The sequence below is a fragment of the Pseudomonas sp. Marseille-P9899 genome (assembly GCF_903166565.1).
Taxonomy (GTDB): domain Bacteria; phylum Pseudomonadota; class Gammaproteobacteria; order Pseudomonadales; family Pseudomonadaceae; genus Aquipseudomonas; species Aquipseudomonas huaxiensis.
Map to the genome: position 1 here is coordinate 2,033,125 of NZ_CAESCG010000001.1, position 18,679 is coordinate 2,051,803.

Below are 18,679 nucleotides of genomic sequence, written 5' to 3' on the forward strand. Positions count from 1 at the left end.
GTAGGAGCGAGCTTGCTCGCGATGCGCCGCGCGGGCGGCGCTCGATCTAAAGGACACTTAAAATCCCCCGCCATGCCCCCGGCGGCCATGACCGCATCCCCTGCCCGACCCAACATTGGCACACCCCTTGTATGAAGACTTTGAAATTCTTCATACAACCGGACCCAAAATGCCCAACCGTGCCTTCCTGTCCCCCGTCACCACCCTCTTCGCCGGCCTGATCACGGTCAACCTGCTGGCCTGGTTCTGGGCCCTGGTCGCCTTCCACGATTACCCGCTGCTGCTCGGCACCGCGGTGCTCGCCTACAGCTTCGGCCTGCGCCACGCGGTGGACGCCGACCATATCGCGGCCATCGACAACGCCACCCGCAAGCTGATCCAGGAAGGCCAGCCCACCGCCAGCGTCGGCCTGTTTTTCTCCCTCGGCCACAGCAGCGTGGTGATCATCGCCTCGGCGCTGATCGCCTTCAGCGCCGCCAGCCTGCAAGACGAACTGGAAGCCTTCCACGGCGTCGGCGCGGTGATCGGCACCTCGGTTTCGGCCGGTTTCCTGTTGCTGGTGGCGTTGATCAATCTGGTGATTCTGCGCTCGGTCTACGGTGCCTTCCGCCGCGTCCGTCAGGGCGAACGCATCGGTGAGGCCGAGCTGCACGGCATGCTGGCCGGCGGCGGGCTGATCGCGCGGCTGGCACGGCCGTTGTTCCGCCTGGTGCGCCGCAGTTGGCACCTCTATCCGCTGGGCTTCCTGTTCGGCCTGGGCTTCGACACCGCCACCGAAATCGGCCTGCTCGGCATCGCCGCCAGCCAGGCGGTGCAGAACCTGCCGGTGCTGTCGATCATGGTGTTCCCGGCGCTGTTCACCGCCGGCATGGCGCTGGTCGACAGCGCCGACAGCGTGCTGATGACCGGCGCCTACCGCTGGGCCGAAGTGCGCCCGGCGCGCAAGCTCTATTACAACCTGACTATCACCTCGGCCTCGGTGCTGGTGGCGCTGCTGATCGGCAGCATGGAAGCCCTGCACCTGATCGCCGAACAGTTCGAGCTGCAAGGCGCGGCATGGGACTTCGTCGCCCAGGTGAACGAAAACTTCGGCCTGCTCGGTTACCTGATCGTCGGCCTGTTCGTCGCCACCTGGGCGCTGTCCTGGGCGTTCTATCGCTACAAGGGTTATGACCGCCTGGACCTGAACCCGGCCTGATCATTTCCTTTCCACTTGCGCCAACCAACTGATCACAAGCTTTCCACTCCGTCCACGCCCCGCCCGTCCGCCCTCGCCGCGGACCGGGGCGAAACCCCGCAATTCAGGGGTCCGCCAGTCTAGACCAAGGTCGAAAAGCCGCCTGCGACGTAATGGCACAGCTCTTGAAGTAAGTCCTTGGCCACTCGAAAGAAAAAGACAGCCTGGCCGAGGAAAACCAATTGACCGAAACCTTTTATGAAGTGATGCGCCGGCAGGGCATCTCGCGGCGCAGCTTCGTCAAGTTCTGCTCGCTGACCGCCACCTCGCTGGGCCTGGGCCCGGCCTTCATGCCGCAGATCGCCTGGGCCATGGAAAACAAGCCGCGCACCCCGGTGCTGTGGCTGCATGGCCTGGAATGCACCTGTTGCTCCGAGTCCTTCATCCGCTCCGCGCACCCGCTGGCCAAGGATGTGGTGCTGTCGATGATCTCGCTGGACTACGACGACACCCTGATGGCCTCGGCCGGGCACCAGGCCGAAGCGATCCTCGAAGAGGTGATGACCAAGTACAAGGGCAACTACATCCTCGCCGTGGAAGGCAACCCGCCGCTGAACCAGGACGGCATGAGCTGCATCATCGGCGGCAAGCCGTTCATCGAACAGCTCAAGCGCGTGTCCCGCGATGCCAAGGCGATCATCTCCTGGGGCTCCTGCGCCAGTTGGGGCTGCGTCCAGGCGGCCAAGCCGAACCCGACCCAGGCGGTGCCGATCCACAAGGTGATCACCGACAAGCCGATCATCAAGGTGCCCGGCTGCCCGCCGATCGCCGAGGTGATGACCGGGGTCATCACCTACATGCTGACCTTCGACCGCATCCCCGAACTGGACCGCCAGGGTCGGCCGAAAATGTTCTACAGCCAGCGCATCCACGATAAGTGCTACCGCCGGCCACACTTCGACGCCGGCCAGTTTGTCGAGGCCTGGGACGACGACTCGGCGCGCAAGGGTTACTGCCTGTACAAAGTCGGCTGCAAAGGCCCGACCACCTACAACGCCTGTTCCACCGTGCGCTGGAACGGCGGCACGAGTTTCCCGATCCAGTCCGGCCACGGCTGCATCGGCTGTTCCGAGGAAGGCTTCTGGGACAAGGGCTCGTTCTACCAGCACCTGAGCGACGTCAACGCCTTCGGCGTCGAGGCCAACGCCGACCAGATCGGCCTGGCCGCCGCCGGCACCGTCGGTGCGGCCATCACCGCCCACGCTGCGGTCACCGCCATCAAGCGCGCCAGCAATGGCAAGGCGCACGCCAACCACGAAGCCTGAATGACGTACGGGAAAACCTGATCCATGAGCAATTACTCCACCCAGGGCTTCGACCTGGACAACACCGGCCGGCGTATCGTCGTCGACCCGGTGACCCGCATCGAGGGCCACATGCGCGTCGAGGTCAACCTCGACGCCAACAACGTGATCCGCAACGCCGTGTCCACCGGCACCATGTGGCGCGGCCTGGAAGTCATCCTCAAGGGCCGCGACCCGCGTGATGCCTGGGCCTTTGTCGAGCGTATCTGCGGCGTCTGCACCGGCTGCCACGCCCTGGCCTCGGTGCGTGCGGTCGAGGACGCGCTGGATATCCGCATCCCGCCCAACGCCCACCTGATCCGCGAAATGATGGCCAAGACCCTGCAGGTCCACGACCACGCAGTGCACTTCTACCACCTGCACGCGCTGGACTGGGTCGATGTGATCTCGGCGCTGAAAGCCGACCCCAAGGCCACCTCGGCGCTGCAACAGATGGTCTCGCCGGCGCACCCGAAATCCTCGCCGGGCTACTTCCGCGACGTGCAGAACCGCCTGAAGAAGTTTGTCGAAAGCGGCCAGCTCGGCCCGTTCATGAACGGCTACTGGGGCAACCCGGCCTATCAGTTGCCGCCTGAAGCCAACCTGATGGCGGTCACCCATTACCTCGAAGCCCTCGACCTGCAAAAAGAGTGGGTGAAGATCCACACCATCTTCGGCGGCAAGAACCCGCACCCCAACTACCTGGTCGGCGGCGTGCCCTGCGCGATCAACATCGACGGCGACCTCGCCGCCGGCGCGCCACTGAACATGGAGCGGCTGAACTTCGTGCGGGCGCGGATCGACGAGGCGCTGGAGTTCTGCCGCAACGTCTACGTGCCCGACGTGCTGGCCATCGGCACCCTGTACAAGCAGAAAGGCTGGCTGCACGGCGGCGGCCTGGCGGCGACCAACGTCATGGACTACGGCACCTACGCCAAGGTCAATTACGACGACAGCACCAACCAGTTGCCCGGCGGCGCCATCCTCAATGGCAACTGGGACGAGATCCTGCCGGTGGACGTGCGCGACCCGGAACAGGTGCAGGAATTCGTCACCCACTCCTGGTACCAGTACCCGGACAACGACAAGGGCCTGCACCCCTGGGACGGCATCACCGATCCCCACTACGAGCTGGGCGCGAAAACCAAGGGCACCCGCACCGCCATCGAGGAAGTCGACGAAAGCGCCAAATATTCGTGGGTCAAGTCGCCGCGCTGGCGCGGTCACGCCATGGAAGTCGGGCCGCTGGCCCGCTATATCCTCGGCTACGCCCATGCGCAGCAAGGCAACCCGCATTGCCAGCGGGTCAAGGAGCAACTGGAAAGTTCGCTGCGTGCGGTCAACCACGACCTGCCCAAGGCCCTGGGCCTGGCGAGCACCGACTACAGCGCCAAGCAACTGCTGCCGAGCACCATCGGCCGCACCCTGACCCGCGCCCTCGAAGCCGAGTACTGCGCGGAGATGATGGTCGATGACTGGAACGAGCTGATGCTCAACATCCGCAACGGCGACCGCGCCACCGCCAACGTCGAAAAATGGGACCCAAAAACCTGGCCCGCCGAAGCCAAGGGTGTCGGCAGCGTCGCCGCCCCGCGTGGCGCGCTGGGGCACTGGATCCGCATCAAGGACGGCCGCATCGAAAACTACCAGTGCGTGGTGCCGAGCACCTGGAACGGCAGCCCGCGTGACAGCAAGGGCCAGATCGGCGCCTTCGAAGCGGCGCTGATGAACACCCCGGTGGCGGTCGCCGACCAGCCGGTGGAAATCCTTCGCACGCTGCACTCCTTCGACCCCTGCATGGCCTGCGCCACCCACGTGATGAGCGAGGATGGCGTCGAGTTGAGCAAGGTCACCGTGCGTTGAACCCGCCCGCAGCCAGTCGCCGGGCGCCAACGCGCGCCCGGCGCAATTCGAGGTGACGACATGTCCGAACCCCACGCCCCCGAGAGCGGGCACAGCGAATACGTCTACGAAGCGCCCGTGCGCCTGTGGCACTGGATCAACGCCGCCTGCATCGTCGTGTTGTCGGTGACCGGTTACTTCATCGGTCTGCCACCACCGACCCAGCCGGGCGAGGCCAGCGCCAGCTTCCTGATGGGCTACATCCGTTTTGCCCATTTCGCCGCAGCCTACCTGTTCGCCATCGGTATCCTCGGCCGCGCCTACTGGGCGCTGGTGGGCAACCACCATGCCCGCGAACTGTTCTGGGTGCCGCTCACACGCAAGGCCTACTGGCGCGATTTCGCCTGCTGGCTGCGCTATTACCTGTTTATCGGCCCGATGCCGGAACCGATCTTCGGCCACAACCCGCTGTCGCGTTTCGCCATGGTCTTCGTGTTCCTGCTGACCTCGCTGTTCATGCTGGTGACCGGCTTTGCCCTGTACGGCGAAGGCGCGCAGATGGGCTCGTGGCAGGAGCAGCTGTTCGGCTGGGCGCTGCCGTTGCTGGGCCAGTCGAACAACGTCCACGTCCTGCACCGCCTCGGCATGTGGCTGATGATCCTGTTCATCCTGCTGCACGTGTACGCCGCCGTGCGTGAAGAAATCTGCGGCCGCCTGCACCTGATCGGCGGCATCATCTCGGGCTACAAGAGCTTCAAGAAATGAGCAAATCCACCTCCGCTCCGCGCATCACCGTGCTCGGCATCGGCAACCTGCTGTGGGCCGACGAAGGCTTCGGCGTGCGCTGCGTCGAAGCCCTGCAACAACGCTACGAGTTTGCCGACAACGTCACCCTGATCGACGGCGGCACCCTGGGCCTGTACCTGATCCAGCACGTGCAGCAGGCCGATTACCTGCTGATTTTCGACGCGGTGGACTACAACCTGGCGCCGGGCACCCTGAAGTTCGTCGCCGACGACGAGGTGCCGCGCTTTCTCGGCGTGAAGAAGCTCAGCCTGCACCAGACCGGCTTCCAGGAAGTGCTGATCCTCGCCCAACTCACCGGCCATTACCCACAGCGCGTGTTGCTGATGGGCTGCCAGCCGGAGCGCATGGACGACTACGGCGGCAGCCTGCGGCCGTGCGTCAAGGCGGCGCTGGAACAGGTCATCGACGCCGCCGTGGACGTGCTCGCCGACTGGGGCGGTGAACCGCGCCCGCGCACCAGCGCCCTGCCCGACGACGAGGCGGTGACCCTGCAGCACCTGGAGCTGCAACGTTACGAAAACGAGCGCCCCACCGAGCAGGACGCCTGCCGCGTCGGCGACGAACGCATCCTCGCGCGGCGTAACTGAGATGTGCATCGGCCTGCCCATGCACGTACTCGGCACGCGACCCGGCGCGGCGCTGTGCGTCGACCGCCACGCCCGCCAGCGCTGGATCGACACCGCGCTGGTCGGCGACTGCGTGGCCGGCGAGTGGCTGTTGGTGTTTATCGACGCCGCGCGCGAGCGCCTGAGCGCCGAGCGCGCCGCCGAGATCGACGCCACCCTGGCGCTGCTCGATGCCGCGTTGCTCGGTGAACCCGTGGGCGCGGACGCCGCGTTCGCCCTGCCCTCGGCCATGAGCGCCGAAGACCTGGCCCGCTTGCTCGGCCAGCCCACTTCCAAGGAACCCTTATGAGCGAATCTGCCGCCTTCCTGGCGCCCCTGCCCGCCACCCCTGAGGTCCCGCCGCTGATCAACCGCCTGGTCGAGCAGTTCGCCGCCGACTGGGTCGACCTCGACAACGTCGACGCCTGGCTGGCGCAGTCCGGCGACGCCCTGCTGCTGCTTTGCGGCGATCCGGTGCGTCACCCGGAATGCCTCGACGTGGTGGTGATCCTGCCGGAGCTGTGCAAGACCCTGACCGAGCGCCACGGCTGCCACCTGCGCCTGGGCGTCGGCCGCCGCGCCGATGAAGAGGCCCTGGCCGAACGCTTCGCCCTGCGCCGCTGGCCCAGCATCATCTGGCTGCGCGACGGCGGCTTTGTGACCCAGATCGACGGCATGCGCGACTGGGACGTCTACCTGCGCATGGCCGAAAGTGCCCTGCAGCAGAGCAACGCGCTGATCCCGGTGCGCAGCGAAAACATCCACCCCGCCCCCGGAGGTTGCCAGTGAACGGAGCCCAGATCATGGACCCGCTGCACTACATTCCGCTGCTGGACATCGGCCCCGGCTCGCAGCCCGAGGACGACGCCACCCTGGAATACATCAGCATGCCCCAGGGCATGTACACCCACAGCCTGCCGCAACTGCCCGAGCCCGAAGCGCTGGACGCCGCGCCCGGCGCCCGCCAGGCCCTCGGTGAAATCCTCGCGCGGCTGCACGCCCGCTGCGCCGGCGACACGCCGCCGGTGCTCGACCTGCGCGCCTACAGCGAAAACGACCGGCGCCTGCTCGACCAGTTGCTCGGCGAAGGTGAAGTCAGCGCACGGATCGGCGGCGCCGCCGGCGTGCGCATTCAGGAATCGATCTTCGCCGGGGTCTGGCGGGTATTCGGCGTGGGCCGCGACCATATCGAAGTGGCGCCGGCCCCGTCGCTGCTGAGCCACGCGGCGCGCATCGACGCTACCGACGATGCCCTGACCCCGACCCTGCCATTGCCCGCCGGGGTAATGAACGCGCCGGCGATCCTCACCGAATTGCAGGATCGCACTGGCAACTGGCAGCCCGGCAGCAGCGCCCATGTGATCAACCTCAGCTTGCTGCCGCTGTCCGAGCAGGACGTGCCCTTCCTCGATGCCTGCCTCGGCGAAGGCGCGGTACTGGTGCTCGCCCGCGGTTATGGCAACTGCCGCATCAGCAACACCCGCGTACCGAACTGCTGGCGGGTGCGCTACTTCAACTCCCAGGACGCGCTGATCCTCGACACCATCGAAGTCACCGACCTGCCGGAAGTGGTGCTCGCCGCCCCCGAGGACCTGACCGACTCGCTGGAGCGCTTCGCCGACATCATCCAGTGGTTCGAAGACGAATGCGCCGAGGTCGGCGCATGAGCGACTTTTCCGGTTTCGAAGGCAGCTACCTGGGCGATCGCAGCCGCCTGGCCGACGCCACCCGCCTGGAATGCAAGATCTGCTGGTGGATCTACGACCCGGCGCAGGGCGACCCGGTCTGGCAGATCGCCGCGGGCACGCCGTTCTCGCGCCTGCCCGAGCACTGGCGCTGCCCCAATTGCGACGGCGATGCCGAACAGTTCATGGTGCTCGATGACTGAGCCAGACCCGAGACCCGAAGCGCTGGCCCGACGTTTTCGCGATATCGCCGACACCCGCATGCGCGGCCTGCCGTTGCTGCACCCGGCGCTGGGCGTCGAAGTCGTCGGTTTCGCTTGGCAACACATCGGTCCGCAGGCCAGCCCCGGGCTGCTTGGCATCCTGATCACGCCCTGGTGCATGAACCTGATCTGGCTGCCGGACGGCACTGAAGTGCCCGGTGAGGGCGAGGTGCGCGAGTACCTGATCGGTGACGAAAGGATGGATTTCATCAGCGTCCACGACGAGGTGTTTGGCGCGTACCAGAGCTGTTCGCTGTTCTCGCCGATGTTCGACTTCGCCGACGCCAACGGCGCCCGCGAGACTGCCGTGCACGTGCTGTCCTTGCTACGCCGCCCGCCCGTGGAGGCGCCGGCCAACCCGAGCCGCCGTGGCCTGCTGTTCGGCCGCCTGCGGGGAGAGCGGTCATGACCGCCAACGATCCGCTGGCGCGTCTGGCCGGCTCTTTACGCGTCCGCCCGGCGCAGCGTCCCGCGCTGATCGGCGGCCGTCCGCCGCTGGCCGGACGCCTGCTGCGCGGGCAGCCGGCACAGGCGGCGGTGCAGCGTCTGCCGCTGCTCTACAGCCTGTGCGGCCAGGCCCACCGGCTGACCGCCGAACTGGCGCTGCACGCCGCCGTCGAGGGCGATGTTGAGCCCAGCGGCGAGGCGCGGCGGATCCTCCAGGGCGAAAACCGCCGCGAGCACCTGCGGCACATCCTGCTCGACTGGCCGCGACTGCTGGCTGATGTCGCGCGCGACACGCCGATGTCACCGCCTGGGCTGGACATGCAGATCGACGCCTGGTTCGAAGGCTCGGCCGCTGACTGGTTGCAGCACTGGCACGCCGACCCGCGCCAGGCGCTGCTGGACTGGAGCGCCCGTGGCCGCCACGCCGTGGCCCGCCTGCTACACGGCTGCCGTGAACGCGCCGAGGCGCTGCTGCGGCCGCTCGACGCGCTGCCGAATGACCGCGCCAGCCTGCTCGCCATCGGCGCCAGTCTGGCCGGCGGGGACGATTTCCTCAGCGCACCGGAACTCGCCGGCGCACCGCGTGAAACCGGTGCCTGGAGCCGCGCGGGCGATACCGGCGCGCAGCGTTACGACAGCGCCTGGCTGCGCCTCGGTGCGCGGCTGGCGGACCTGGTCGAACTGAGCCAGGCGCAACCGCGCGTGCTGGCCCTCGGGGCGATCACGCTCGGCGACGGTCAGGCGCTGGCCTGGAGCGAAACCGCCCGCGGCCTGCTGCTGCACCGCGTGCACCTCGACCTCACGGCCGAAGACCGGCGTATATACGACTACCAGGTACTGGCGCCCACCGAATGGAATCTGCATCCTCGCGGCACACTGGCCCGCGCCCTGGAAGCACTGCCCGACGACGGCAACGCGCAGCGCCAGGCCGAACTGCTGCTGGCGGTATTCGACCCCTGTCTGGCTTACCGGCTGGAAAGTCCTGCCGCGCAGCAACCCGATCACCCGGCGAACGATTCAGGAGCGCCGCGCTATGCATGAAGTGAGTCTGGCCGGCGGCATTCTCGCCGCCGTGGAAGCCGCCGCGCGCAAGGACCCGTTCGTGCGGGTCAGCCGCCTGCGCCTGGAAGCGGGCAAGTTGGCGGGCGTGGAAGTCGAGGCGCTGCGTTTCGCCCTCGAAGCCCTCGCTCCCGGCAGCCTGCTCGCCGGCGCCCATATCGACATCGAACAACCCGACGGCCAGGCGTGGTGCCTGGACTGCGCCTGCAACGTGCCGCTGATCCAGCGCGGCGCGCCCTGCCCCGAATGCGGCGGCTTCTGGCTGCAAGCCAACGGCGGTACCGAACTGCGCATCCTCGACCTGCAGGTCGAGGATCACTGAACCCGCAACAGGAGAAACGCCATGTGCGTCGTCTGCGGCTGCTCCAGCGGCCATTCCCATAACCCCGCGCCATCCCCCGCCACCGAGGCGGTGGTCGATGCCGGCGGTGACCTGCATTACGGCCTCGGCAGCGCCGGGGTATCGCTGCCCGGCGTGAGCCAGTCGCGCACCATCCGCATCGAGCAGGACGTGCTCGGCGCCAACGACCAGCACGCCGCGCGCAATCGCCAGGACTTTGACAGCCACCGCGTGCTGGCGCTGAACCTGGTGTCCAGCCCTGGCTCGGGCAAGACCACCCTGCTCTGCGCCACCCTCGACGCCCTGCGCCAGCGCCGGCCGCACCTGCCACTGGCGGTGATCGAAGGCGACCAGCAAACCAGCAACGACGCCGAGCGCATCCGCGCCACCGGCGTGCCGGCGATCCAGGTCAATACCGGCAAGGGCTGCCACCTGGATGCGCGGATGGTCGCCGATGCCTATGCGCGCCTGCCGCTGCACGCGGCGGTGCACGCCCAGGGTCATGCCCACGGCCACGCCGCCTCGCCCCTCGCGCCGGCCAGTGCCGCGCCGCTTGCCGGTGCGCTGCGCCCGCTGGCAGCCCGTGGGCCGGCCGGCATCCTGTTTATCGAGAACGTCGGCAATCTGGTCTGCCCGGCGCTGTGGGACCTCGGCGAAGCCGCCAAGGTGGCGATCCTCTCGGTCACCGAGGGCGAGGACAAACCGCTGAAGTACCCGGACATGTTCGCCGCTGCCGGCCTGATGCTGCTGACCAAGACCGACCTGCTGCCGCACCTGGATTTCGACGTGCAGCGCTGTCTGGAGTACGCCCACCGGGTCAACCCCGGTCTGCGCGTGATCCAGCTCAGCGCCCGCGACGGCAGCGGCCTGCAGGAATGGCTGGACTGGCTGCTGGGCGACCGTCATGAGTGAACTGCGCACGCAAACCCTGCCCGGCGCGGCGGTCTGGCCGCCAGTGCTGGCCTGTGGCGCCTGGCTGAAAAACAGCGCCTGCCTGCTGCAGGGTGATCAGGTGATCTGGTCGCCGGTGCATGGCGACCTCGGCGAGGCCCGCAACTGCCTGGCCCTGGAAGATTCTGTGCAGCACCTGCTAGCCCGCGCCGACGCGACGCCACGGGCCGTCGCCCATGATCTGCACCCGGATTTCCACAGCACCCGCCTCGCCCTCGACACCGCCGCGCAACTGGGCGTGCCGGCGCTCGGCGTACAGCATCACCACGCCCATATCGCCGCTTTGCAAGCCGAGCACGGCCTGCGCGGCCCGGTGCTCGGTCTGGCGCTGGATGGCGTCGGCCTCGGCAGCGACGGCGGCGCCTGGGGCGGTGAATTGTTGTGGGTCGATGATCGCGCCTGGCGCCGGCTCGGCGCCCTGCTGCCGCTGCCATTGCCCGGCGGCGATGTCGCGGCGCGTGAGCCCTGGCGGTTGATGGCCGCCGCGCTGCACCTGCTGGGGCGCGACGACGAAATCGGCCCGCGCCTGAATGCGCTGGTCGGCGCGCCCGCCGCCAGCACCGTGGCGCGCATGCTCGAACGCCGTCTCAACTGCCCGTTGAGCAGCGGCGCCGGTCGCTGGTTCGACGCCGCCGCCGGAATTCTCGGCCTGAGCCTGCGCCAGGCCTTCGAAGCCGAAGCCGCCATCGCCCTCGAACAACGCGCCAGCGAGTACCTGCAACAGGCGCCAGCGCCTCGTGTCGACGGCCTCTGGTGGCTGCGCGACGATGGCCGCCTTGATCTGTTGCCACTGCTGGTGCGACTGTTCGACCTGGCCGATCAGGGCCGGGTTGGCGAAGGCGCCGCGTTGTTCCACCTGACCCTGGCCGCGGCACTGGCCGATCAGGTCGGGCGCCAGTCCCGCGACCTGCCGGTGCTGCTGGGCGGCGGCTGCTTCGCCAATCGCCTGCTCAGCACTCACCTCGCACAACACCTCACCGCCCAGGGCCGCCAGGTGTTTAGCGCCAACAGCATCTCCTGCGGCGACGCCGGTCTGGCCGCCGGCCAGGCCTGGGTCGCCGCGCACTGGAACGACCTCAGCGGTCACAGCGCCCTGCCACTGGAGGATCTCCCCGCATGTGCCTAGCCATCCCCGCCCGCGTGGTGGAACTGCGCGACAACGATCAGGCGCTGGTCGACCTCGGCGGCATCCGCAAGGAAATCTCCCTGGCGCTGGTCAGTGGCGCGCAGATCGGCGACTACGTGATCGTCCACGTCGGCTACGCCCTCGGTCTGATCGACCCGGAAGAAGCCCGGCGCACCCTGGAAATGTTCAACGAACTCGATCAGGCGCAACAGCCATGAAGTACATCGACGAATACCGCGACGGCGACCTCGCCCGGCAGATCGCCGGGCGCATCCGCGAAGCCGCCCGCAGCGACCGTGAATACCGCTTCATGGAGTTCTGTGGCGGGCACACCCACGCCATTTCGCGCTACGGCGTCAGCGACCTGCTGCCGGGCAACGTGCGCATGATCCACGGCCCCGGCTGCCCGGTGTGCGTGCTGCCGATCGGGCGCATCGACCTGGCCATCCGCCTGGCGCTGGAACAACGGGTGATCCTCTGCAGCTACGGCGACACAATGCGCGTGCCGGCGTCCGACGGGCTCTCGCTGCTGCGGGCCAAGGCCCGGGGCGCGGACATCCGCATGATCTACTCGCCGCAAGACGCACTGAAGATCGCCGAGGCCAACCCCGGCCGCGATGTGGTGTTCTTCGCCGTCGGCTTCGAAACCACCACGCCGCCCACCGCCCTCGTCATCCGCGAGGCCGCCCGGCGCGGCCTGGACAATTTCAGCGTGCTCTGCTGCCACGTCCTCACCCCGCCGGCCATCGCCCATATCCTCGACACCCCCGCCGAACAGGCGGTGGCGCTGGACGGCTTCATCGGCCCGGCCCATGTCAGCGTGGTGATCGGCGCGGCGCCTTACGGCGAGTTCGCCCGGCGCTACCGCAAGCCGGTGGTGATCGCCGGTTTCGAACCGCTGGACGTGTTGCAGGCCATCTTGATGCTGGTGCAGCAGGTCAACGACGGCCGCGCCGAAGTGGAAAACGAATTTATCCGCGCCGTCAGCGACCACGGCAGCCGGCCGATGCAGGCGCTGATGGAAGAGGTCTTCGAGCTGCGCGACAGCTTCGAATGGCGTGGCCTCGGCGAGATGCCGGCCAGTGCCAGGCAGATCCGCCCGGCCTTCGCCCGTCACGACGCCGAAGCGCGCTTCTCCCTGAACTACCAGTCGGTGCCCGACCACAAGGCGTGCGACTGCGGGCCGATCCTGCGCGGGCAGAAACAGCCCATCGACTGCCGCCTGTTCGGCACGGTGTGCACCCCGGAAAACCCGATCGGCTCGTGCATGGTTTCCAACGAAGGCGCGTGCGCCGCGCATTACGCCTACGGGCGCTACAAAGACATCGAGGTACGCGCCGTATGAACGCCCGCTCCAGCGTCAAACGCGGCTACGTGCGCCCGCTGAACCTGCGCGACGGCCAGATCGAAATGGCCCACGGCGCTGGCGGCCGCGCCTCGGCGCAACTGATCGACGAGATCTTCCTGCGCGCCTTCGACAACCCCTGGCTGCGCCAGGGCAACGACGGCGCGACGCTGGCGCCGATGCTCAACCCCGGCGAGCGGCTGGTGATGGCCACCGATGCCCACGTCATCTCGCCGCTGTTCTTCCCCGGCGGCGACATCGGCAGCCTGGCGGTGCACGGCACCGTCAACGACGTCGCCATGAGCGGCGCGCAGCCGCTGTACCTGTCGGCCAGTTTTATCCTCGAAGAAGGCTTCCCCCTTGGCGACCTCAAGCGCATCGCCGACTCCATGGGCCAGGCTGCCCGTGAAGCGGGCGTGGCCATCGTCACCGGCGACACCAAGGTGGTCGAACGCGGCAAGGGCGACGGCGTCTTCATCAGCACCACCGGCATCGGCGTGGTCGCCGCCGGCATCGACACCAGCGGCCACCGCGCCCGGCCGGGGGACGTGATCCTGCTTTCCGGGAGCATTGGCGAGCACGGCGTGGCCATCCTCTCGCAGCGGGAGTCGCTGGAATTCGAAACCCAAATCCTCTCCGACAGCGCGGCGCTGCATGAACTGGTCGCTGCGATGCTGGCCGTGGCCCCCGGCTTGCGCGTACTGCGCGACCCGACCCGTGGGGGTCTTGCCACCACCCTCAACGAAATCGCCGGACAGTCGGGCGTCGGCATGCTCCTCGACGAAGCCGCCATCCCGGTCCAGGCCCAGGTCGAAGCCGCCTGCGAACTGCTCGGCCTCGACCCGCTGTACGTCGCCAACGAAGGCAAGCTGGTCGCCATCTGCGCCGAACAGGACGCCGACGCCCTGCTCCGCACCCTCCGCGCCCATCCTTTGGGCCAGAACGCCTCCCGCATCGGCACCGTCATCGCCGATGAACACGGGTTCGTGCAGATGCATACGCGGTTTGGCGGGAGGCGGGTTGTGGATCGGCTGGTGGGGGAGCAGTTGCCGCGGATTTGTTAGTGCGGCTGTCGTGCCTGGCGGCTCATCGGAATACCAGGCACGACCGCGAGTTCATGAGTCTTACCGGGCCATACGACAATCCATAAACTTTTCGCGATTAACTTTAGGAAACATCCCACAGACGCACCCCGTGTTCGGTCTCTAGGCTGCGAACTCCCCCTACAAGGAGTTCGACCATGGCTACCCACAGCTACCTGTCCATCACCGGCGACAAAATGGGCCTCATCTCGGCCGGCTGCTCGACCCATGCCTCCATCGGCAACAAATACCAGGCCGGGTACACCAACCAGATCCTGGTGCTGTCGGTGGATCACCAAATGACCAGCATCAGCAACACCGCCCACGCCACCCACAATCCCCTCATCATCACCAAGCCGATCGACAAGGCCTCGCCACTGCTGGCCGAAGCGCTGACCACGCGGGAAGTGCTGACCTGTGTGCTCTTTCTCTATCGAACCTCGCCGACCGGTGGGGTGGAGAAGTACTACAGCATCAGGATCGACGGCGCCCGGATCGTGGCCCTGACCGTCGACGTACCGCACGCGGTATTGCTGAATGACGTCAGCGCCACCGAACAGATCGCCCTGCGCTACGACAGCATCAACTGGACCCACCACGGTGCCAGCACCAGCGGCCGTGCCTACGCGGCGCAAGAGCAATGACCCGGCGCCCTTCCCCCTCTCCATTTGGAACCCACGACTACTGGATCGTCAGCGATGCCGCGGCAAAGCTGACGCAATACGCCTCGATAACAGGCTCACGGTATATCGGCGACATCGCGCTGCGAGGGCACTTCCAGCGAGAGATGGCGTATTACGCGAAGCGGGTGGTGGATGCGGTTGGGCGGGGGGAGATTAGTAGTGAGGAAGGGTTGGTGGTGTTGGAGGGGGAGCGGAATAGCGTGGTTGCCATTATTAGAAAGACCGGCGGCATCGCGGGAGGTGTTGCTCAAGTTACTACCGGTACAGCGTTCTGTGCAACGACGGTTGGTTGCGTCATAGGACTTCCACTCGCAGCACATGGAGCCAACAACATCTATGAAAACGGATCAAATCTATGGACGGGGCGTTCTGACGCTCAAGGCCCCGTCAGAAAAATTTATCAACAACTCGCACTGTCATCAGGACAAAGCAAACGCGCTGGAAACCTTGCTTACGGCGTTGCAGACATATCACTCTCCGGGGCTGGCCTGTTCAGGCTAGTCCGCAGACCGGGCAGTTGGAAATTATTCAAGCATATAAGATCCGACTATGCTCGTACCTACCAGCAAATGGGTCTCGGGGGACTTGGTTTTGAAATATTCACGAACGGATTGACAATGGAGCAACTCATAGAGGAACTAGACAAGTGATCACATTGCTGTTTGCCTTCTGTGCAGCTATAGGGATTGCTATCGCGTACACCTCAAAAATGTATTTCTCAGGACATAATTTCAAACGTTGGATTTTTTGTTGTAGTGTCTTCCTGAACTTGTTTGCGGCCGCATTCCATATGAAGCTGGCGGAACAAAGCTGCGTTATGTTTTATGGATGCTTCCCTCAATTGCATGAGAAGCATCCAGCGCTAGTGTGGATCGCGCTAGCATCAATGCTGCTGCACTTATTCGCCTTCCCGGTCGAATGGCAGCCAACGTGCTGGTTCCGTAAAAAAAGAGCAAGGGGCGTTGAGCTGTAAACAATCGATATCACTCTCTGAAGCATGGGTATTAACACATGCTGGCTCCAGGGCGCGTTCACTCCCTTGTGGGCGCCTTTGCCTGAACGCCAAAGCTCTTCCCCCGCCTCAAGGCATTTTTCACATCCGCTTCACTCCCGCTCAACACCCCGCTCCCTACAGTGCCGTCATTCCCAGGGCCTGCTCTTCGGCGGTGCCCGGTCTTTTTGTCCGGAGTGACCTCATGTTGCAAGGCGCAATCACCCATCCCGAGCTTCCCCACCCGGCCAACCGACGCCGACGACTGTCCACGAGGGCGTTGGCCGTGGTGACGGGCATGCTGGTCGTGCTCGCCGGTTTCTCTACCTGGTATGCAACCCGGACAAAGGTCATGGACTTTCGCAGTGAGCAACAGATAAACAGCAGCGGCCTTCTGAGCGAATGGGCCAAAGGCGCGGTGATCGTGCTGATCCGCCACGCCGAGCGCTGCGACCGCTCGGACAATACTTGCCTGAGCGATCCCGCCGGGATTACCGTGGCCGGCAGCCAGTCAGCCACCGAGGTCGGCAAAGGCATTGCGCAACTCGGTCTGCAGCACGCCGAGTTGCTGAGCAGCCCCGAGGTGCGCACTCAACAGACCGCGCATTTCCTGTTCGGCAAGGCCATCGCCACCCAGGACTGGCTCGGCCAGTGCGACCGCGATTTCGCGAAAAACGCCTTCAGCCACAAGGACGCCGGCTATAACCTGGTCCTGGTGACCCATAGCGGTTGCATCGACCGCGTCGAGCGGGAGTTGCAAGTGCCCGGCGGAGAGCGCTCCAGCGAGTACGCCAGCGCGCTGTTCGTCTCCATGGGCAACAACGGCAAGGCGCGGATTCTCGGGCAGATGAATGCCGAACAGTGGAAAAAACTCGTTACCCATGCAGGGAGTTGAGCATGCCGTCTTTGTCTCGTAGCCGTTTCTATCTGTTCAACCTGGGTGTTCCGCTGGTACTGGCGCTCGCCGTGTTCCTGCTGTTCGACCTGACCAACCTCGACCGCTGGATCAGCAACCTGCTGATCGACCCGGCCACCGGTCAGTTCCTGTTCTTTCACGATCAACTGTTCGAGAAGCTGACCCACAAATGGCCGCGCATCCTGCCGGACTGGACCGGCGAGGCGGCCATCATCGGGATGTTGCTGTCGTTGCTCTGGCCGGGCCTGGCGAAGTTTTCCCATACGGCGCCGGTGCGCCTGCTGGAAACCGCGCGGATTGCCCCGGTGTTGCGCTTCACTGCACGCCATCGCCGCGATTTCGTTTTCGTGGTGGTGGCCTTCGCCCTGTGCACTGGAGTCATCCACTACCTGAAAAGCCACACCGGCGTGTATTGCCCGGTGGAAACCACGCTGTATGGCGGCGCCCAGCCGCACCTCGAATGGTTCAACCAGTTCAGCCTGCTGAGCAAGGCCGGCGACGGCCGTTGCTGGCCAGCCGGGCACGCGTCCAGCGGTTTCACCCTGCTGGCCCTGTACTTCGTCGCACGGCGGTACCGCTGGGTTCACGCGCGCAAGTTGCTGGTGGCGATTCTGGTGATCGGGCTCATCTACGGCACCACCCGCGTGCTGCAGGGTTGGCACTACATGTCGCACACCTTCTGGGCCGGGATTTTCGTCTGGCTGACCAGTTGGGCGACGGCGCTGGTGTTCTATGGCCGACCTGCCTTGCAGGCGGCGCCAGACCGCGCCGCACGGCGCGCACCGTCACCTGCCGAAGGCTTCGCCGGCGCCGACGCCGCCTGATTCAACCGCGCCAACCCACCTCGCGCAGCGCCTTGAGCAGGCGCTCGCCACCCAGCCCCGGCACGAGCACGCCATCGGCGCTGCGCATGTCGGTGCCGGCCAGCAGTGCATTGACGATGGCCTCTTCCACCGCCTCGGCCGCGGCCAGGAACAGCGGGCTGATATGGTCGTTGTTGACCATCTGCACCGCCTGGGAAAAGGCGATGCCCTGGCGTCCGTAACCGGCCGGGGGCAGTTGTTGATCGGCGCTGGAAAAGGCGATGAACAGGTCCCCGCTGGAGTCCTCGGTGCCACCGCCGGTGCGGGCAATGCCGATGGCTGCGCGCTGCGCCAGGCGCTGGCATTGATGGGGCAGCAGCGGCGCGTTGGTAGCGATGATCACCACGATCGAGCCCATGCCCGGCTCGCCCCGCTCGGAGAACGGCGACGGCAGGTCATCCAGCACTCGCCCCACCGGATAACCGTCGACCCGCAATTGCCCGCGCTGACCATGGTTGGCCTGGACCAGCGCGCCGACCGTCCAGCCGCCCTGCGCAACTGGCAGCTTGCGCGACGCGCTGCCGATGCCGCCCTTGAACTCATGACAGATCATCCCGGTGCCACCGCCCACCGCGCCCTCGCTCACCGGCCCGGTTTTCGCGTCCGCCAGCGCCTCGCGGACATGCTCGGGGCGTACATGCTGGCCCCAGATATCGTTGAGCACACCGTCGTAGGTTTCCATCACCACGGGCATGCACCAGTACACCGACGGGTCGGCCAGCGCATCGCGTTCGGCCGCCACCAGCGCATCCCGCACCACGCCGACACTGTGGGTGTTGGTGATGGCGATCGGCGTGCTCAGCAGCCCGGCCTCGCGAATCCACTCCAGGCCGCTGGCGTCGCCATTGCCGTTGAGGACATGAACGCCGGCGAAGCACGGCTGCAAACGCGCTTCGCCCGCCCGCGGCTGCACCACCGTCACGCCGGTGCGGACCTGCTTGCCGTCGGCGGCGTCGGCCAGCAGCGTGCTGTGGCCGACGCGAACACCGGGCACGTCGGTAATGGCATTGAATTGGCCGGGCGTACCGCCACCGACGCTGATACCGAGTTGACGAGCGCGCATGAGAACTCCCTGAAAAATGATCGAACCAGCAACCAATCTAGCCGGCTCACCGCACCGGGCCAATTACCGTATGAGGTTATTCCCCTTACAG

At 66.3% G+C, this 18,679-nt stretch carries 23 protein-coding genes; 22 read left to right on the forward strand and 1 reads right to left on the reverse strand.

The features are described 5' to 3' along the window. Positions 1–169 precede the first annotated feature (169 nt). The 22 genes from HWV67_RS08695 to HWV67_RS08800 all read left to right on the forward strand — a co-directional run bounded on the left by HWV67_RS08695 (position 170) and on the right by HWV67_RS08800 (position 17,486). The gene (locus tag HWV67_RS08695; protein ID WP_175650833.1) at positions 170–1,198 is read left to right on the forward strand and encodes a HoxN/HupN/NixA family nickel/cobalt transporter; all 1,029 of its coding nucleotides are present in this window, start codon (positions 170–172) and stop codon (positions 1,196–1,198) included. 221 nt (positions 1,199–1,419) lie between these two features. Beyond that, complete coding sequence (locus HWV67_RS08700) at positions 1,420–2,502, forward strand: hydrogenase small subunit (protein WP_175650834.1); 1,083 nt, start codon at positions 1,420–1,422, stop codon at positions 2,500–2,502. A 24-nt stretch (positions 2,503–2,526) separates the two neighbouring features. Then, entirely contained in the window at positions 2,527–4,383 is a 1,857-nt protein-coding gene (locus tag HWV67_RS08705) for a nickel-dependent hydrogenase large subunit (RefSeq protein ID WP_175650835.1), read from the forward strand. 60 nt (positions 4,384–4,443) lie between these two features. Then, positions 4,444–5,127, forward strand: a complete 684-nt coding sequence (gene cybH / locus HWV67_RS08710; RefSeq protein WP_175650836.1) for a Ni/Fe-hydrogenase, b-type cytochrome subunit — start codon at positions 4,444–4,446, stop codon at positions 5,125–5,127. Further along, on the forward strand, positions 5,124–5,756 hold the full coding sequence (locus HWV67_RS08715; protein ID WP_175650837.1) for a HyaD/HybD family hydrogenase maturation endopeptidase: 633 nt from the start codon (positions 5,124–5,126) through the stop codon (positions 5,754–5,756). The genes cybH and HWV67_RS08715 overlap by 4 nt, the downstream gene beginning before the upstream one ends. A 1-nt stretch (position 5,757) precedes the next feature. Beyond that, positions 5,758–6,084 carry a HypC/HybG/HupF family hydrogenase formation chaperone gene (hypC, locus tag HWV67_RS08720; protein ID WP_175650838.1) on the forward strand — a complete coding sequence of 109 codons (327 nt, stop codon included), beginning with the start codon at positions 5,758–5,760 and terminating at the stop codon, positions 6,082–6,084. Beyond that, the gene (locus HWV67_RS08725; protein ID WP_175650839.1) at positions 6,081–6,563 is read left to right on the forward strand and encodes a hydrogenase; all 483 of its coding nucleotides are present in this window, start codon (positions 6,081–6,083) and stop codon (positions 6,561–6,563) included. Before hypC ends, HWV67_RS08725 begins: the two co-directional genes overlap by 4 nt. Continuing rightward, complete coding sequence (locus HWV67_RS08730; protein WP_256680041.1) at positions 6,560–7,441, forward strand: hydrogenase expression/formation protein; 882 nt, start codon at positions 6,560–6,562, stop codon at positions 7,439–7,441. Before HWV67_RS08725 ends, HWV67_RS08730 begins: the two co-directional genes overlap by 4 nt. Further along, positions 7,438–7,662: a rubredoxin gene (locus HWV67_RS08735; protein ID WP_175650840.1), complete on the forward strand. Its 225-nt coding sequence runs from the start codon at positions 7,438–7,440 to the stop codon at positions 7,660–7,662. The genes HWV67_RS08730 and HWV67_RS08735 overlap by 4 nt, the downstream gene beginning before the upstream one ends. Next, positions 7,655–8,131, forward strand: coding sequence for a [NiFe]-hydrogenase assembly chaperone HybE (gene hybE / locus HWV67_RS08740; protein WP_175650841.1), 477 nt, complete (start codon positions 7,655–7,657; stop codon positions 8,129–8,131). The genes HWV67_RS08735 and hybE overlap by 8 nt, the downstream gene beginning before the upstream one ends. Then, a complete protein-coding gene (locus tag HWV67_RS08745) occupies positions 8,128–9,210 on the forward strand; it encodes a HoxV (RefSeq protein ID WP_175650842.1) in 1,083 nt (360 codons plus the stop codon). The genes hybE and HWV67_RS08745 overlap by 4 nt, the downstream gene beginning before the upstream one ends. After that, entirely contained in the window at positions 9,203–9,550 is a 348-nt protein-coding gene (locus HWV67_RS08750) for a hydrogenase maturation nickel metallochaperone HypA/HybF (RefSeq protein WP_175650843.1), read from the forward strand. The genes HWV67_RS08745 and HWV67_RS08750 overlap by 8 nt, the downstream gene beginning before the upstream one ends. A gap of 21 nt (positions 9,551–9,571) precedes the next feature. Then, positions 9,572–10,480, forward strand: coding sequence for a hydrogenase nickel incorporation protein HypB (gene hypB, locus HWV67_RS08755; protein ID WP_175650844.1), 909 nt, complete (start codon positions 9,572–9,574; stop codon positions 10,478–10,480). Continuing rightward, positions 10,473–11,645, forward strand: a complete 1,173-nt coding sequence (locus HWV67_RS08760; RefSeq protein WP_306167774.1) for a Kae1-like domain-containing protein — start codon at positions 10,473–10,475, stop codon at positions 11,643–11,645. Before hypB ends, HWV67_RS08760 begins: the two co-directional genes overlap by 8 nt. Beyond that, positions 11,636–11,863 (forward strand): HypC/HybG/HupF family hydrogenase formation chaperone, encoded by a 228-nt coding sequence (locus tag HWV67_RS08765; RefSeq protein ID WP_095156680.1) that lies wholly within the window; start codon positions 11,636–11,638, stop codon positions 11,861–11,863. Before HWV67_RS08760 ends, HWV67_RS08765 begins: the two co-directional genes overlap by 10 nt. Further along, positions 11,860–12,990 (forward strand): hydrogenase formation protein HypD, encoded by a 1,131-nt coding sequence (gene hypD, locus HWV67_RS08770; RefSeq protein WP_175650845.1) that lies wholly within the window; start codon positions 11,860–11,862, stop codon positions 12,988–12,990. Before HWV67_RS08765 ends, hypD begins: the two co-directional genes overlap by 4 nt. A gap of 29 nt (positions 12,991–13,019) precedes the next feature. After that, on the forward strand, positions 13,020–14,054 hold the full coding sequence (gene hypE / locus HWV67_RS08775) for a hydrogenase expression/formation protein HypE (protein ID WP_306167777.1): 1,035 nt from the start codon (positions 13,020–13,022) through the stop codon (positions 14,052–14,054). A gap of 176 nt (positions 14,055–14,230) precedes the next feature. Beyond that, positions 14,231–14,716 (forward strand): Hcp family type VI secretion system effector, encoded by a 486-nt coding sequence (locus HWV67_RS08780; protein ID WP_175650847.1) that lies wholly within the window; start codon positions 14,231–14,233, stop codon positions 14,714–14,716. Then, the gene (locus HWV67_RS08785; RefSeq protein ID WP_175650848.1) at positions 14,713–15,405 is read left to right on the forward strand and encodes a DUF4225 domain-containing protein; all 693 of its coding nucleotides are present in this window, start codon (positions 14,713–14,715) and stop codon (positions 15,403–15,405) included. The genes HWV67_RS08780 and HWV67_RS08785 overlap by 4 nt, the downstream gene beginning before the upstream one ends. Beyond that, on the forward strand, positions 15,402–15,728 hold the full coding sequence (locus tag HWV67_RS08790) for a hypothetical protein (RefSeq protein ID WP_175650849.1): 327 nt from the start codon (positions 15,402–15,404) through the stop codon (positions 15,726–15,728). Before HWV67_RS08785 ends, HWV67_RS08790 begins: the two co-directional genes overlap by 4 nt. 223 nt (positions 15,729–15,951) lie before the next feature. After that, the gene (locus HWV67_RS08795; protein ID WP_175650850.1) at positions 15,952–16,641 is read left to right on the forward strand and encodes a histidine phosphatase family protein; all 690 of its coding nucleotides are present in this window, start codon (positions 15,952–15,954) and stop codon (positions 16,639–16,641) included. A 2-nt stretch (positions 16,642–16,643) separates the two neighbouring features. After that, positions 16,644–17,486: a phosphatase PAP2 family protein gene (locus tag HWV67_RS08800; protein ID WP_175650851.1), complete on the forward strand. Its 843-nt coding sequence runs from the start codon at positions 16,644–16,646 to the stop codon at positions 17,484–17,486. Between the two features lies 1 nt (position 17,487). Here HWV67_RS08800 and HWV67_RS08805 read toward each other — a convergent pair whose 3' ends face one another. Continuing rightward, positions 17,488–18,588 (reverse strand): DmpA family aminopeptidase, encoded by a 1,101-nt coding sequence (locus tag HWV67_RS08805; protein WP_175650852.1) that lies wholly within the window; start codon positions 18,586–18,588, stop codon positions 17,488–17,490. Between the last annotated feature and the right edge of the window lie 91 nt (positions 18,589–18,679).

Bases quoted from the DNA above. Each gene is read 5' to 3' on its own strand.
- HWV67_RS08695 (WP_175650833.1), top strand. From the start codon at position 170: ATGCCCAACCGTGCCTTCCTGTCCCCCGTCACCACCCTCTTCGCCGGC.
- HWV67_RS08705 (WP_175650835.1), top strand. From the start codon at position 2,527: ATGAGCAATTACTCCACCCAGGGCTTCGACCTGGACAACACCGGCCGG.
- cybH (WP_175650836.1), top strand. From the start codon at position 4,444: ATGTCCGAACCCCACGCCCCCGAGAGCGGGCACAGCGAATACGTCTAC.
- HWV67_RS08715 (WP_175650837.1), top strand. From the start codon at position 5,124: ATGAGCAAATCCACCTCCGCTCCGCGCATCACCGTGCTCGGCATCGGC.
- hypC (WP_175650838.1), top strand. From the start codon at position 5,758: ATGTGCATCGGCCTGCCCATGCACGTACTCGGCACGCGACCCGGCGCG.
- HWV67_RS08725 (WP_175650839.1), top strand. From the start codon at position 6,081: ATGAGCGAATCTGCCGCCTTCCTGGCGCCCCTGCCCGCCACCCCTGAG.
- HWV67_RS08735 (WP_175650840.1), top strand. From the start codon at position 7,438: ATGAGCGACTTTTCCGGTTTCGAAGGCAGCTACCTGGGCGATCGCAGC.
- hybE (WP_175650841.1), top strand. From the start codon at position 7,655: ATGACTGAGCCAGACCCGAGACCCGAAGCGCTGGCCCGACGTTTTCGC.
- HWV67_RS08745 (WP_175650842.1), top strand. From the start codon at position 8,128: ATGACCGCCAACGATCCGCTGGCGCGTCTGGCCGGCTCTTTACGCGTC.
- HWV67_RS08750 (WP_175650843.1), top strand. From the start codon at position 9,203: ATGCATGAAGTGAGTCTGGCCGGCGGCATTCTCGCCGCCGTGGAAGCC.
- hypB (WP_175650844.1), top strand. From the start codon at position 9,572: ATGTGCGTCGTCTGCGGCTGCTCCAGCGGCCATTCCCATAACCCCGCG.
- HWV67_RS08760 (WP_306167774.1), top strand. From the start codon at position 10,473: ATGAGTGAACTGCGCACGCAAACCCTGCCCGGCGCGGCGGTCTGGCCG.
- HWV67_RS08765 (WP_095156680.1), top strand. From the start codon at position 11,636: ATGTGCCTAGCCATCCCCGCCCGCGTGGTGGAACTGCGCGACAACGAT.
- hypD (WP_175650845.1), top strand. From the start codon at position 11,860: ATGAAGTACATCGACGAATACCGCGACGGCGACCTCGCCCGGCAGATC.
- HWV67_RS08780 (WP_175650847.1), top strand. From the start codon at position 14,231: ATGGCTACCCACAGCTACCTGTCCATCACCGGCGACAAAATGGGCCTC.
- HWV67_RS08785 (WP_175650848.1), top strand. From the start codon at position 14,713: ATGACCCGGCGCCCTTCCCCCTCTCCATTTGGAACCCACGACTACTGG.
- HWV67_RS08795 (WP_175650850.1), top strand. From the start codon at position 15,952: ATGTTGCAAGGCGCAATCACCCATCCCGAGCTTCCCCACCCGGCCAAC.
- HWV67_RS08800 (WP_175650851.1), top strand. From the start codon at position 16,644: ATGCCGTCTTTGTCTCGTAGCCGTTTCTATCTGTTCAACCTGGGTGTT.
- HWV67_RS08805 (WP_175650852.1), bottom strand. From the start codon at position 18,588: ATGCGCGCTCGTCAACTCGGTATCAGCGTCGGTGGCGGTACGCCCGGC.